This is a genomic window from Paenibacillus sp. ACRRX, from assembly GCF_022346885.1.
In the GTDB taxonomy this organism is placed as follows: Bacteria; Bacillota; Bacilli; order Paenibacillales; family Paenibacillaceae; genus Paenibacillus_B.
The window spans coordinates 422,647-436,216 of the sequence record NZ_JAKRNK010000002.1 but is presented as its reverse complement, the minus strand read 5'-3'; the positions used below and the strand labels follow the sequence as shown (position 1 = coordinate 436,216).

The 13,570-nt window shown below is 48.0% G+C and carries 14 protein-coding genes; 12 read left to right on the top strand and 2 right to left on the bottom strand.

Going from position 1 to position 13,570, the window contains the following annotated elements; genetic code table 11:
* Positions 1 to 128 precede the first annotated feature (128 nt).
* Positions 129 to 1,145, bottom strand: coding sequence for a LacI family DNA-binding transcriptional regulator (locus MH117_RS07400; RefSeq protein ID WP_239328040.1), 1,017 nt, complete (start codon positions 1,143 to 1,145; stop codon positions 129 to 131).
* Between the two features lie 144 nt (positions 1,146 to 1,289).
* Here MH117_RS07400 and MH117_RS07395 point away from each other — a divergent pair, with 144 nt between their 5' ends.
* From MH117_RS07395 to hutG, 12 genes are all read left to right on the top strand, one after another.
* Positions 1,290 to 1,604 (top strand): UxaA family hydrolase, encoded by a 315-nt coding sequence (locus MH117_RS07395; RefSeq protein ID WP_239328039.1) that lies wholly within the window; start codon positions 1,290 to 1,292, stop codon positions 1,602 to 1,604.
* 16 nt (positions 1,605 to 1,620) lie between these two features.
* Positions 1,621 to 2,781: a UxaA family hydrolase gene (locus tag MH117_RS07390; RefSeq protein WP_481857258.1), complete on the top strand. Its 1,161-nt coding sequence runs from the start codon at positions 1,621 to 1,623 to the stop codon at positions 2,779 to 2,781.
* 80 nt (positions 2,782 to 2,861) lie between these two features.
* Positions 2,862 to 3,653, top strand: coding sequence for an SDR family NAD(P)-dependent oxidoreductase (locus MH117_RS07385; RefSeq protein ID WP_239328037.1), 792 nt, complete (start codon positions 2,862 to 2,864; stop codon positions 3,651 to 3,653).
* 11 nt (positions 3,654 to 3,664) lie between these two features.
* The gene (locus tag MH117_RS07380; protein WP_239328036.1) at positions 3,665 to 4,345 is read left to right on the top strand and encodes a cyclase family protein; all 681 of its coding nucleotides are present in this window, start codon (positions 3,665 to 3,667) and stop codon (positions 4,343 to 4,345) included.
* 23 nt (positions 4,346 to 4,368) lie between these two features.
* Positions 4,369 to 4,578: a hypothetical protein gene (locus MH117_RS07375; protein WP_239328035.1), complete on the top strand. Its 210-nt coding sequence runs from the start codon at positions 4,369 to 4,371 to the stop codon at positions 4,576 to 4,578.
* Entirely contained in the window at positions 4,575 to 4,961 is a 387-nt protein-coding gene (gene rbsD / locus MH117_RS07370; RefSeq protein WP_239328034.1) for a D-ribose pyranase, read from the top strand. The genes MH117_RS07375 and rbsD overlap by 4 nt, the downstream gene beginning before the upstream one ends.
* A gap of 12 nt (positions 4,962 to 4,973) precedes the next feature.
* Positions 4,974 to 5,747, top strand: a complete 774-nt coding sequence (locus tag MH117_RS07365) for an SDR family NAD(P)-dependent oxidoreductase (RefSeq protein ID WP_239328033.1) — start codon at positions 4,974 to 4,976, stop codon at positions 5,745 to 5,747.
* Between the two features lie 56 nt (positions 5,748 to 5,803).
* Positions 5,804 to 6,661, top strand: a complete 858-nt coding sequence (locus MH117_RS07360) for a fumarylacetoacetate hydrolase family protein (RefSeq protein WP_239328032.1) — start codon at positions 5,804 to 5,806, stop codon at positions 6,659 to 6,661.
* Between the two features lie 281 nt (positions 6,662 to 6,942).
* On the top strand, positions 6,943 to 8,505 hold the full coding sequence (gene hutH, locus MH117_RS07355; protein WP_481857249.1) for a histidine ammonia-lyase: 1,563 nt from the start codon (positions 6,943 to 6,945) through the stop codon (positions 8,503 to 8,505).
* 125 nt (positions 8,506 to 8,630) lie between these two features.
* Positions 8,631 to 10,295, top strand: coding sequence for a urocanate hydratase (gene hutU, locus MH117_RS07350; protein WP_239328031.1), 1,665 nt, complete (start codon positions 8,631 to 8,633; stop codon positions 10,293 to 10,295).
* Positions 10,296 to 10,312: 17 nt separating this feature from the next.
* On the top strand, positions 10,313 to 11,608 hold the full coding sequence (hutI, locus tag MH117_RS07345; RefSeq protein ID WP_239328030.1) for an imidazolonepropionase: 1,296 nt from the start codon (positions 10,313 to 10,315) through the stop codon (positions 11,606 to 11,608).
* Positions 11,605 to 12,570: a formimidoylglutamase gene (gene hutG / locus MH117_RS07340; protein ID WP_239328029.1), complete on the top strand. Its 966-nt coding sequence runs from the start codon at positions 11,605 to 11,607 to the stop codon at positions 12,568 to 12,570. Before hutI ends, hutG begins: the two co-directional genes overlap by 4 nt.
* A 161-nt stretch (positions 12,571 to 12,731) precedes the next feature.
* On the opposite strand, the gene MH117_RS07335 is transcribed toward hutG, so the two are convergent.
* On the bottom strand, positions 12,732 to 13,445 hold the full coding sequence (locus MH117_RS07335) for a GntR family transcriptional regulator (RefSeq protein WP_239328028.1): 714 nt from the start codon (positions 13,443 to 13,445) through the stop codon (positions 12,732 to 12,734).
* Positions 13,446 to 13,570: the final 125 nt, after the last annotated feature.

The window sequence follows — 13,570 nt, the reverse complement described above, 5'->3', positions numbered from 1 at the left end:
TCAGGGAGCAGACTACCACGGACAGCGACAGTCCAGGACTTTATTTTTCGTCCTTGGCTATCGCTGTTTCCATTTCTAGGCTCAGTCTAATGCTTTCTTTTCTGACAGCTGAAGGCTCAGTTTGATGATCAGCGCAAGTGGGATGGTGGCATGTTGGATGTACGATTAATAATAGAACAAGGCAGTACCAGCTTGCGCGCAGGTTGTTCATTGTTCTGAATGCGCTCGATAAGCATCTGCATGCCGAGGACGCCAAATTGGTAAGCAGGTTGTGAGGCGACGGTCAGAAACGGTGACACCTCGTCGGCTTGTCCGAAGTCATCAAAGCTCACCAGCGAAATGTCGTCCGGCACACGAATGTCCATCGAACGAAGCAGCTTTAACGTTTCCAGTGCGAGTATATTATTAGCTGCGAAGATTGCCGTAGGCCGATCCTCTCGTTCCATCCAGCCTCGAATCACTTCACGGTCACCGCCAGTCTGATTATATTTCCATTCGGTAACATAGCTTGGATCTACTGGCAGATCGTTCAGTTTTAAAGCTTCCATGTATCCATTTAAACGCTCACGTGCCGTGGATACATGACTAGAACCATTCACAAGCGCAATTCGCGTATGCCCCTGCTGGATGAGCAGCTCAACCAGCTTGCGTGCACCATCTTTACTATCCCCGATGACAGCATCAGCTGTAATGCCAGGCACCTCTCTGTCGATTAAGACAAGCGGCATATTATTCTGCTGCAGCCGCTCTAGATGCGGCTTGGAATCGTCGCCGACCGGCGCAAACAAGACACCATCAACTCGCATAGAGAGAAAAGTATCTACATACTCCTGCTCTTTAAACAGACTTTCATCCGTGTTGCCGAACATCAACTTGTAGCCATTACGGTTTGCAGCATCTTCCGCGCCACGTGCGACGGTGGTATAGAACGGATTCGCGATATCTGTAATGAGCAGCGTAATGATGTGGCTTTGCTGCAGGACAAGGCTTCGTGCCATGGAATTTGGCACGTAATGCAATTCTTTCATTATCTTTTTTACTTTGGCCCGAGTCTTATCGCTCACTCTGCCATTATTGTTAATAACTCTCGACACCGTCATCGGTGAAACATTAGCAAGCTTGGCAATATCATATATCGTGGTCATTCGTTGTTATCACTCCGTGTGAAATGTGATCATCCATTAAAAAAAGTGCTATCTCTATTGTAGTCTAAATTTTGAATTGACAGCAAGGGGGTTAAATGATAGTTTTGAGATATCGGTATCATCCCAGTAAATGGAGGTGTTTATATGTCCACTCCGATTCAAACCAATGCCAAAATTATCGTCATGGATGAACGGGATCATGTTGCTACAGCTTTACAGTTCCTTCAGTCTGGCGAGCAGGTTAGTTATATCGTACAAGGGCAAGAGTATAGTGTTCGGTTGAAACAGGACATTATATTAGGTCATAAACTAGCACTCTTAGACATGGAGGCTGGTGTGCTGGTACGCAAATATGGAGAAGTGATAGGCAGAGCTGCACGTACAATTGTTGTAGGTGAGCATGTGCACGTCCACAATCTAGAAGGTATTAGAGGACGGGGAGATCAAGCCCGTCAGTAGGAGGAGATTTGATATGATATCTACGTTTCAAGGCTATCGTCGCAATAAAAATGTTATCGGTATCAGAAATCATTTGCTTCTTATTCCGACGGTCATTTGTGCAAATCAAGTTTGTAATCGTATTCAGCAGCTTGTTCCAAGCAGCATTGCAATTCCCCATCAGCATGGTTGCAGCCAGATTGGGGCAGACAAGCAGCGGACTTTTGATGTATTAGCAGGTACAGGCAAGAACCCGAACGTAGGCGGTGTTATTATCGTTAGTCTGGGATGTGAAGTAGTCGATCCGATCGCATTAGCAGACGAGATACGCAGCACAGGCAAGCTGGTAGAAGTATTTGATATCCAATCTATTGGTGGCTCCATTAAGGCGATAGAGCATGGGGTAGGCCTTGCAACTGAGATGCAAGCGAAGCTGGATATGATGCAAAAGGAAGCGATCCCATTTAGCGAGCTGAAGATCGGTGTAAAATGCGGTGGATCAGATGCAACATCAGGGATCGCTTCTAACCCTGCTTTGGGCGTGGCAGCAGACCGACTGATTGAATTTGGCGGGACGGTTGTTATTGGCGAGACAACCGAGATCATCGGAGCTGAGCATGTACTGGCGGAACGGTGCCGCAGCGAGGAGACATCTAAACGTCTTTACCACATTGTGAATCGCTTTGAGCGAGAAGTGGAGCGCATGGGAGCGGATATGCGCGGTGGCAATCCGAGTCCAGGCAATATCGCAGGCGGCCTAAGTACGATTGAAGAAAAGTCGCTCGGCTGTATCAGCAAATGTGGAACGGCGCCAATTGAAGGAATTGTCGAGTATGCGGAGCAGGTGCCGAGTGGTGGGTTGTACTTTATGGATTCGCCTGGCAACGATATCGAATGTGTGTCCGGGATGGCGGCAGGCGGAGTTCATCTTGTATGCTTCACGACGGGGCGGGGCACACCTACAGGCGCTGCCGTTATCCCAGTTATCAAGATTACTGGGAATGCGGCGATGTACAAACAAATGTCTGACAATATGGACATAGACGTAAGCGCGCTAATGGGAGGGGGAACGAGTCTCGAGGATAGCGGTCACACCATATGGTCAGAAATTCAGGCTGTAGCAGGGGGCAAGCTAACTAAAGCTGAGATTCTGGGGCATACCGAATTTAGCATCAATCGTATTGGTCCGAGTCTATAAGTTTGTCGATGACTTGTGAAGCTTACAGCATTTATCGCTAAGGTAATTAATTTGATAATGAATAGTGGAGGTACAGGACTATGCGTTTACTTCATAAAATTGCACTTGTAACCGGTGGAAGCCGCGGAATCGGAGAAGCCATCGTTATTCGATTAGCTGAGGAGGGGGCTGACATCGCCATTAATTATCATACCGATGGGTCTAAAGCCAAGGCTGAAGAAGTGAAGCTGAAGGTCGAGGAGATCGGGCGTCGAGCTATTATCGTGAAAGCGGATATCGGTAAATTTGATGATGTGCAAACCATGTTCCAAGAAGTGGAGAGTCAGTTGGGTAAAGTAGAGATCCTCGTGAACAATGCTGGCATAGCACCGTTCGAGTCCTTTTTGAAGGTCACGGAAGAAACGTGGGATCGCACTTACAATACAAATGTCAAATCGATCTTTTTATGTTCGCAGCGGGCATCTGCTTCCATGATCGAACAGGGATACGGCAAGATTGTAAACGTATTGTCCACGGCAAGTCTTGTCGTGACTAGTCCGGTGATCCCACATTATCAATCCTCCAAAGCAGCAGCGCATATGCTGACCAAAGGAATGGCAATTGAGCTTGGTCCGTACAACATTAATGTGAATGCGGTCGGGCCGAGTACAGTGGACACGGACATGTGTACGGAGTATTTAGCGGCACCTGGTATGCGCGAAAAAGAAATCCAAGCAAATCCGATGAAACGACTCGGCACAGCGCGGCAGATTGGTGATGCCGTTGTGTTCCTTGCTTCCGACGAGGCCATGCAGGTGAATGGGCATCTGTTGATGGTGGATGGCGGATTGACGGTAAAGGCGGCACAGCCAGATGACCATATGGAACGGTAGGTGAGTGTCGAGTGAATAATATACCAAGCATCAAAAAGATGATTGACCTGTCGCAGGACATATATCATCTGTGCCCAGTGCTTCCCGCATTTGAGCCGCCAAAGTTGGATTATATTTGTGTAGGCCCCCGCGACGGCTGGAAGCTGGAGCAGATTACAATGAATCTTCACACTGCCACGCATATGGATGCACCTGCTCATATGGGGGAATTTGAGAAGACGCTTGATCAATTTCCCATCGATCAGTTCCAAGGAAAGATGGTTCTGGTGGATGTGTCTTCTAAAATTGCAGGTGAACAGATTGCAGTTTCAGATATCATACCCTACAGTAAACAATTAACTGCGGACTCGATCGTATTATTTTATACAGGGTGGGGTGAGAAACGGGCTTGGACAAAGGAATGGATTTATGAGTCGCCTTATTTGTCGAATGAGGCTGCCCGCTATTTAATAGATAACCAGGTAAAAGCTGTTGGCATCGATCATTTCAGCATTGGGGGAACCGGACACGACAATGAAGAAACGCATCGTATTCTGCTAGGAGCGGGTATCTGGATCGCGGAAGGTTTACAGCTAAATGATACGGAGCTGCTGCAGGGGGATTGGCATGTGTTTGCGATGCCTGTCAAGATTAGGGACAGCAGTGGAGCTCCTGCCCGAATTGTAGCGTTGCAATGGACGTGTTCGAGATAGAGATGTACAAAGGAGAGTGCCAAATGTACGTACAGTGGGAGTATATGAGCACAGAATCAATAACAAAGCTGCAGGAAGTGGGGATCTTAGGATGGGAATTAGTTAGTGTTACCTGTTGCAATCAAGCTGAAAGATACCATCTTAAGCGTCCTCTGCCTACATTGCGGGAACAGATCACTTTGGAGCAGCGTGCCGATTTAAATCAGCAAAGCATGGTGGAGGCAGAACAATGAGAAAAGGCGGCATTCTTCATCCTCAGCTTAACCGCGTGTTGGCTGAGACAGGACATACAGACTATATCACAGTGGCAGACCGCGGCTTTCCGATTCCTGTTCAGGTAGAACGGGTAGATCTGGCGCTGACGGACAATCTGCCAACGGTATTGGATGTTGTGCGCAGCATTCATGCAGAGTTTAGCATTGATCGGATTATTCTTACCGAGGAGATGCAAAGCATTAGTCCCAAACATGTTGAAGCATTGGAACTGGCGCTGCCGCACATCAAAATAGTTGCTGTTCCGCACGTTCAATTTAAAGCGTTAAGTGAACAATCTCGGGCAGTCGTTCGTACAGGGGATACAATTCCATATGCAAACGTCATATTAGTATCTGGTTAGGAGGGATGATAGATGCGTCTTCAGCAAAAAGTGTGTCTTATAACTGGTTCAGGCTCTGGCATCGGACAAAGTACTGCATTATTATTTGCTAGAGAAGGAGCGACCGTAATCATAAATGATCTTGACGAGCAAAAAGGTGAAGAGACGGTTGCACTCATTCAGCAAGCAGGTGGGCAAGCTGTTTTTATCAAGGCAGACGTGACGAGCCCGGAGCAAGTTCAGGAGATGGTGACACAAGTCATCCATCAATATGGTGTCATCGATGTATTGTTTAACAATGCAGGCGTAAGCGGCATAGGTGCTATCCATGAAATTGAACACGATGCTTGGGATCGTGTGATCAACATTAACATCCGGGGCGTGTTTTTGCCCTGTAAGTATATAATTCCCCACATGATGAAGCAAGGTGGGGGCTCTATCATCAACATGTCTTCTTGCATTGCCGAGATAGGTCTTGCTCGGCGGGCTTCTTATTCGGCAACTAAAGGAGCTGTGCTGTCCTTAACCAAGTCGATGCAGGTCGATTATGCATCTTATCATATACGAGTAAATGCGCTGCTTCCGGGCACGATTCTAACGCCATTTGTCGAGCAATACTTGCGTCAATCCTATGACAATCCAGATGAAGCCTATGAATCGTTGAAGAAACGTCAGTTGAGCGGCGATCTCGGTACACCTGAAGATGTGGCGCAAGCTGCTTTGTTTTTAGCTTCAGATGAATCCAAGTTTATGATGGGCTCTCCTTTATATATTGATGGGGGCGTTGTATTTGGGAAAAACGCATAAAACGCATAATAAACTGATGTGAGAAGTAAAGGAAAAAGAGGAGGCATAATACGAAGATGAAGCTGCTTACTTATTACGAAAATCATTCTCTTAAAACAGGAGTCAAGACCAGTCATGGGATAGTTGATATTAGCAATGTGGGAACTATGCATGAGATTATTGCCGATAAGGTGAAGCTCGAACAAGCGCGTACAGCGGCTGAGCAATCAGATCACTATCTGGATGAAACTAAGCTGCAGCTTGGGCCTTGTGTTCCTGATCCTGGGAAAATCATCTGTGTAGGCTTAAATTATCGCAAGCATGCGGAAGAGACCAACGCCTCCATCCCGCAGCACCCGATCTTGTTTAACAAATTCAACAATACGGTTGCGGCATGCGGTGATGACATTGCTTTGCCTGTCAAAGTGACGTCTGAAGTGGATTATGAGGCAGAGCTTGTTATTGTAATAGGCAAAGCGGCAAAGTACGTGGATAAGGATCAAGCGCTTGCGCACGTATTTGGTTATTGTAATGTCAATGATTTATCTGCGCGTGATTTGCAAATGCGCACGCAGCAATGGCTGCTCGGCAAATCGTGTGACGGTTTTAGTCCGCTTGGTCCTTATCTGGTTACTGCGGATGAGGTGGGCAACCCGAATCAGTTGGCTATCTCCTGTACTGTTAATGGAGAAGTGCGGCAATCTTCCAACACATCGGATATGATCTTTTATTGTGATGAGATCGTCAGTTATATTTCGCAGCATATGAGCTTGGCGCCAGGAGATATCATATTGACGGGAACTCCCGAGGGTGTAGTCCTTGGGCTGCCACCGGAAGAACGAGTCTATTTGCAGGATGGAGACATTGTTACTATTGAAATAGAAGGTTTGGGCAAACTGACAAATCGGATGGTCAATGAAATGATCAAGGAATGAAATGCACCAAACTTAAATGAGTGCGAACCTGGTCTTGCGATAAATAAATATGAAATCGACGATAAACATTCGAACGGGACTTGACAGAATGCCATACTCATGTGATAGTGGAACAAATGGTTAAAAATACCTGAGAAAAGAGTGTGGCTCATGATTTTTATCGATCATCGAAGATGTGATAACAATTTCATAGTTCACTCTTTTAATAAGAGGCTGTGTGGAAGAGAGTACCTTCCGCACAGCCTCTTTCTTTTGCTAAAGCAAGAAAGGGGATGACAAAATTGAGCGTACAATCAACACCTAACGACTTTGTTCCAACTGCTATCGTATTGAATGGAGAAGAATTAACTTTACAGCAAGTTCGTGCAATTGCTTATGACTTTACACCTGTAGTCCTTGCAGAAGAAGCGGTGCAGCGCGTTGCGGATTGTAGAACGATGGTCGAAAAATTAGTGGCGTCAAACAAGGTTGTATATGGTGTCACAACCGGGTTCGGCAAGTTCAGTGATGTGACCATCTCCCCTGAGGACAGCGCCCAACTGCAAGCAAATTTGATTCGAAGCCATGCTTGCGCTGTTGGTCAGCCGCTGCCGGAGTCTACGGTGAGAGCATTAATGCTGTTGCGCGCAAATGCGCTCTCAAAAGGCTATTCCGGTATTCGACTTGACACATTACAATTGCTGCTTGATTGTCTGAACAGACGAGTACATCCTGTCGTGCCAGAGCAGGGTTCACTAGGAGCGAGCGGTGATCTGGCACCTTTGTCGCATCTGGCTCTTGTACTAATGGGAGAAGGAGAGGCCATTTATCTAGGTGAGCGTATGTCAGGCAAAGAAGCGCTGGCCCGCGCAGGACTTAAGCCAATTCAATTGCAGGCGAAAGAAGGACTCTCGCTTATTAATGGCACCCAGATTATGACGTCAATAGGTGCATTGGCATATATTCAATCACAAAATCTGGCGAAGATGGCCGACGTGATCGCGGCGCTGACTACCGAATGCCTGCAAGGCATTACAGATGCGTTTGCAGAGGAGATCCAGCGGGTTCGTCCTTATCCAGAGCAGATCGGAGTGGCCAAGAACTTGCGGGTCTTGTTGACTGGCAGCAAGCTTGCAACGCGACAAGGTGAATTGCGTGTGCAGGATGCTTACTCTCTGCGCTGTTTGCCGCAAGTGCACGGTGCAACTCGTCAAGTGTTAGCTTATGTTGAAGATAAGCTCATGATCGAAATGAACGCGGCTACCGACAATCCGTTACTGTTCATGGAGGAGGGGGTTGTCATATCGGGTGGCAATTTTCACGGCCAGCCGATCGCTTTTGCAATGGATTTCCTCAAGATTGGCATGAGCGAGCTTGCTAACATTTCAGAGCGCCGAACAGAACGGTTGGTGAATCCAGCACTGTCAGGTGGTTTGCCAGCCTTTTTAAGCCATACTCCTGGCATCGCGTCTGGGATGATGATTCCACAATATGTAAGCGCATCCTTAGTGTCGGAAAATAAAGTGCTTGCTCATCCGGCAAGCGTTGATTCTATTCCATCATCCGCGAACCAGGAAGATCATGTCTCCATGGGGACAACCGCGGCGCGGCATGCCGCACAAGTGATCGCCAATTCAGCCAAGGTGCTTGCTATTGAGCTGATCTGCGCGGCAGAAGCGATTCAGTTTCGCGGGGAAGAACTGTTGGCCCCGGCTACACGTGTATTATTTGACAAGGTGCGAGAGCTGGTGCCTCCCGTATTAACGGATCGTTCGACGAGCGCTGATATTGAGCGGATCGCTGCCGCTTTGCTTCAGGGGGAATTTTTGCCTTTTATTGAGGATGTTAGTGGGCCACTTTACTAGGTAGAGCTAAAATTTCGCAGCTCATGTTCAGTCATTAAGGCAGCTGCGTGATTGCTGTAAGGTCGTTCGTAGAAGTGTTTGTTTGCGATTCAACAATATAGTTTCTCTTGAGGAGGAGTATGTCCATGAATACAACAACAAGAACGATTCGCGCACCGAGAGGAACCGAACTGTCCTGTAAAGGCTGGGTTCAAGAGGCGGCAATGCGTATGCTGATGAACAATTTAGACCCAGATGTGGCTGAGCGGCCAGAAGATTTGGTCGTATATGGAGGTATTGGCAAAGCTGCTCGCAACTGGCCTTCCTATGAGGCTATCGTGCGTGAGCTTCAACGACTGGAAAGTGATGAGACACTGCTTATTCAATCCGGCAAGCCTGTAGGTGTATTTCGTACGCATGAGCGTGCGCCACGCGTATTGCTGTCGAATTCCGTGCTTGTACCCAATTGGGCGAATTGGGAGCATTTCCGCGAGCTTGAGCAAAAAGGCTTGATGATGTATGGACAGATGACGGCTGGCAGTTGGATTTATATTGGCACACAAGGTATTTTACAGGGGACTTATGAAACATTTGCAGAAGCGGCACGGCAGCATACAGGTGGTACTCTTTCAGGTACGTTAACGCTGACGGCGGGATTAGGTGGTATGGGGGGAGCACAGCCTTTAGCTGTTACGATGAACGGCGGGGTCGTCATTGCGGTTGAAGTGGACCGAACGCGAATTGTACGCCGCATTGAAACACGTTATTGCGATGTCATTGCGGAGACGCTGGATGAAGCACTTGCATTAGCTATGACCGCAAAAAACGAAAAAAAATCGTTGTCGATCGGTTTGCTAGGCAACGCCGCCGAAATATATCCAGAAATCGTTCGTCGCGGTATTAAGCCCGATTTTGTGACGGACCAGACTTCCGCACATGATCCGTTGATTGGATACATTCCAGCAGGTATGGGCTTATCAGAAGCTGCGGAGCTCCGTGCACAAGATCCAGATCGTTATATTGCGCTGTCAAAGGCCAGTATAGCCTTGCATGTGCAAGCTATGCTGGATCTGCAGCAGGCAGGGTCGATCGTATTTGATTATGGCAACAATATCCGCCAAGTTGCTTATGACGAAGGTGTGAAAGAGGCGTTTCAATTTCCTGGGTTTGTGCCGGCTTATATCCGGCCGCTGTTCTGTGAAGGAAAGGGACCTTTCCGCTGGGCAGCTTTGTCGGGGGATCCAGAAGACATTCGAAAGACAGATGAGCTTGTTCTGAAGTTATTTCCGGAAAATGAGCATCTGCGCCGCTGGATCACGATGGCACGCGAACGGGTCGCGTTTCAAGGTCTTCCAGCCAGAATCTGTTGGCTAGGATACGGAGAGCGTGCCAAGTTTGGCCTTGCTATTAACGAGATGGTCAAGAGCGGCGAATTAAGCGCACCGATTGTCATTGGCCGCGATCATCTGGATTGTGGTTCAGTCGCATCACCTAACCGTGAGACGGAAAGTATGAAGGACGGGTCTGACGCAGTAGGCGACTGGGCGATATTAAATGCGCTTATTAATACATCAGCAGGTGCATCATGGGTGTCTGTTCATCATGGGGGAGGCGTAGGCATGGGATACTCTCTACATGCCGGCATGGTAGTAGTTGCAGATGGTACAGATGAGGCTGCTGAACGATTGCGCAGCGTGCTGACATCTGATCCTGGCATGGGTGTGATTCGACACGTGGACGCGGGTTATGAGGAAGCTATTCAGACGGCCGAGCAGCATCAGATTCGAATTCCGATGCGAATCCAGTCATAGAACAGGAGGATCTTCATATGTCACAGCTTGATCTGCTAGTAAAGGGAATCGGAAGGCTTGTTACCCCGATTGGGCAGCAGGCACGCCGAGGTCGGGACATGAGCGAGGTCTGCGAAATTACAAACGCGGCCATTGCCGTACATGAAGGCTATATCGTAGCTATAGGCAAGGAAGCGGAGTTACAGCAAGAGCTGGAGGGACGTTCTATTCACAGAACGCTTGATGCAGCGGGCAACATGGTAACACCAGGCTTGATTGATCCGCATACACATCTCGTTCACGGTGGTTCGCGCGAGCATGAACTGGCTTTAAAACGATCAGGGGTACCGTACTTGGACATTCTGGCTCAAGGTGGAGGCATCTTAAGTACGGTACGTTCGACACGTGAAGCAAGTGAAGAGCAGTTGTATCATCAAGCCAAGCGAAGTCTTGACGAGATGCTATTACAAGGCTTGACTACGATTGAAGCGAAGAGTGGCTACGGTCTAGAACTCGAAGCTGAGTTAAAACAGCTTCGAGTGGTGCAGCGCTTGCAGGAGTCACACCCCATTGACTTGGTCTCGACCTTTATGGGAGCGCATGCTGTTCCGATTGAATATGCGGGCAGAACCGATGAATTTGTAAATCATATTATTGAAAAAATGCTGCCTGTAATTGCTGCAGAGAGGTTGGCTGAATTTTGTGACGTGTTCTGTGAACATGGCGTCTTTTCAGTGGAGCAATCTAGACGTATTTTGGAGGCAGGGAAGCGTTATGGACTTAAGCCCAAAATCCATGCTGATGAAATCGTCGCTCTAGGTGGAGCTGAGTTGGCTGGTGAAATTCATGCTATTTCCGCGGAGCATCTATTGGCAGCAACTGACCAAGGGCTCTCTGCAATGTCGGCATCAGGTGTCGTTCCTGTGGTACTGCCTGGTACATCGTTTAATTTAGGGCTGACGAAGCATGCGCGTGCCCGCGACATGATCGATAAATTCGCATTGCCAGTTGCGCTGTCAACAGACTATAATCCAGGATCATGCCCAACAGAATCGATTCAGCTTATCATGATGCTTGCTTCATTAAATCTTAAGATGTCGCCAGAGGAAATCTTAACGGCCTGTACGCTGAATGCGGCTGCTGCCATTGGGCGTGAGTCCTCAATAGGCTCTATCGAGATTGGGAAGCAAGCGGACTTAACCGTGTGGAATGCGACTAATCTTTCCTACTTGCCTTACCATTTTGGCATCAATCATACATTTGGCGTAGTGAAGCGTGGTCAGACAGTCGTGTGGAATCGTCAGCGCGTCAGCAGAGAGGGCGATGTTGAATGAGCAGCCATTTTCCCTATTTGACGGCTCCAGAGGCGGCCGTATTCCGAGATCAGATGGAGACTAAAGTAGCTCATTGGCTGAGACAGTGGGATGGCGAGGAACGACTGCTAGCAGGGATTGTTGGGATTCCGCTCTCGAAGTCCTCTATCTCCCATTCCGGTGCGTTCAGCACGCCTGCAGCGGTTCGCGCCGCGTTTAAATCCTTTACGACATATAGCATGGAGTATGACGTAGACTTGCAGCATCTTCCGGTACGTGACCTCGGGGATATTCGAATGCACGCAACTGATATTGGCGAATGTCATCGACGCATTGAAGAGAGCATGCAAAGTCTGTACACCGTCCAACCCCATATTGTACCTATTATTGTTGGTGGGGATCATTCCATTACGTGTCCTTCTGTGAAAGCATTCGCCGAACGATACAGCTCAAAAAAGGTGGGCATTATCCATTTTGATGCCCATCATGACGTACGGAACTTTGAAGATGGGGGCGTCACGAATGGGACCCCATTCCGTGGAATATTGGAGTCGGGCTCCGTCGAAGGGAAACACATTGTCCAGATTGGCATTCGAGGGTTTATGAATTCTAAGCCTTATCATGATTACGTGAAGAGCCATGGTGTGCATATCTATACATCGCGAGATATACGTAGACTCGGAATTGATGCTGTGCTGGATCAGGCAGTAGCGTTAGCTGGGGATGGAACAGAAGCCATTTACGTCAGCTTTGATGTGGATGTCATTGACCAAGCATATGCCCCTGGCTGTCCTGCCGTAGGGACAGGGGGAATGAATCCATGGGACGCACTGGATGCGCTTTATCGGCTGGGCGCAATGCCGCAGGTGCAGGGACTCGACTTTGTGTGTATTGATCCCACGGTTGATGTACGGAACGTGACTTCACGGATGGCTGTCCAATTTATGTTAAGTTTTCTCAGCGGCATGGCACGTCGGTGTTAAACGAAACAGTATATGAACCTTAGACGCCTGCTTTTCATCTGGCAGCAAGAGGGTTGTGAAGCACAATGTCTGTACGGATAAGGATACGTCCGTCAAATGGATACTAAAAAGTAGAAACCTAAAGAGCTGCCGATTTAGAATCCGGCAGCTCTTCATGTATATTAAAAGGTTCGTTCAATTACATAATAGGATACATCCCCGCGGAAAATGCCATACGTATACTCAAGCGGTACTTCATCGTCAAGATAAGATAACGTAACGACTTGCAGGCACGGAGTGCCCTCTTCAATGCCCAGCAGCCTGCTGGCTGTGTTATCGGCGAGTACAGGTTTCAGCTTTTCAGTGGAGGTTCGAACATGCAGATTGTATTTGCACTGCAATAGTTCATATAATGACCCATCCGTTAATTCACTGGCAAGTCCGGGTGCGTGATTCCACGGAATATGACATTGTTCGTACAGGACAGGCTCATCATCGGCGTAACGGACACGCAGTACTTGGTGCACCGCCGAGTTCAACGGGATGCCTAGCAGTTCGTCCAGTGGTGCGGTGGCAGGCACAACTGCTGTCTTCACAACTTTACTGCTGGGCCGTTTGCCGTAAGCAAGCACATCATCAGCAAAGCTGCGGGTTGGCTTCATCTGAAGCTCATGTTTCTTCACAAACGTACCTCGGCCTTGTGTACGTTCTAGTAAACGGTCACGTTCTAAATCTTGCAGGGCCGTACGGATTGTCGTGCGGCTTACTTTGTACATCCTGCACATTTCCACTTCTGTGGGTATTTTGGAGCCGACCGGATAAACGCCTGAGTGGATATGCTTTAGGATTTGTTCCTTAACTTTTACATACAATGAATCCGTGTGTCTCTTTGTCATAACCAATTTCCCCCGATACGAAGTCTATAAAGTTATTATATAGAAGTTTGGAGTGTATTCCCAGATATTTGCATGAGATACAGTGATAGCGTAATAAAGTTAGTTAAGAATGAAATTGACATATG

What these genes read in the sequence shown, in the direction of transcription:
- MH117_RS07385 (WP_239328037.1), top strand. Translation starts at nt 2,862, where the DNA reads ATGCGTTTACTTCATAAAATTGCACTTGTAACCGGTGGAAGCCGCGGA.
- MH117_RS07360 (WP_239328032.1), top strand. Translation starts at nt 5,804, where the DNA reads ATGAAGCTGCTTACTTATTACGAAAATCATTCTCTTAAAACAGGAGTC.
- MH117_RS07400 (WP_239328040.1), bottom strand. Translation starts at nt 1,145, where the DNA reads ATGACCACGATATATGATATTGCCAAGCTTGCTAATGTTTCACCGATG.
- MH117_RS07335 (WP_239328028.1), bottom strand. Translation starts at nt 13,445, where the DNA reads ATGACAAAGAGACACACGGATTCATTGTATGTAAAAGTTAAGGAACAA.
- hutI (WP_239328030.1), top strand. Translation starts at nt 10,313, where the DNA reads ATGTCACAGCTTGATCTGCTAGTAAAGGGAATCGGAAGGCTTGTTACC.
- MH117_RS07365 (WP_239328033.1), top strand. Translation starts at nt 4,974, where the DNA reads ATGCGTCTTCAGCAAAAAGTGTGTCTTATAACTGGTTCAGGCTCTGGC.
- hutU (WP_239328031.1), top strand. Translation starts at nt 8,631, where the DNA reads ATGAATACAACAACAAGAACGATTCGCGCACCGAGAGGAACCGAACTG.
- MH117_RS07395 (WP_239328039.1), top strand. Translation starts at nt 1,290, where the DNA reads ATGTCCACTCCGATTCAAACCAATGCCAAAATTATCGTCATGGATGAA.
- MH117_RS07375 (WP_239328035.1), top strand. Translation starts at nt 4,369, where the DNA reads ATGTACGTACAGTGGGAGTATATGAGCACAGAATCAATAACAAAGCTG.
- rbsD (WP_239328034.1), top strand. Translation starts at nt 4,575, where the DNA reads ATGAGAAAAGGCGGCATTCTTCATCCTCAGCTTAACCGCGTGTTGGCT.
- hutG (WP_239328029.1), top strand. Translation starts at nt 11,605, where the DNA reads ATGAGCAGCCATTTTCCCTATTTGACGGCTCCAGAGGCGGCCGTATTC.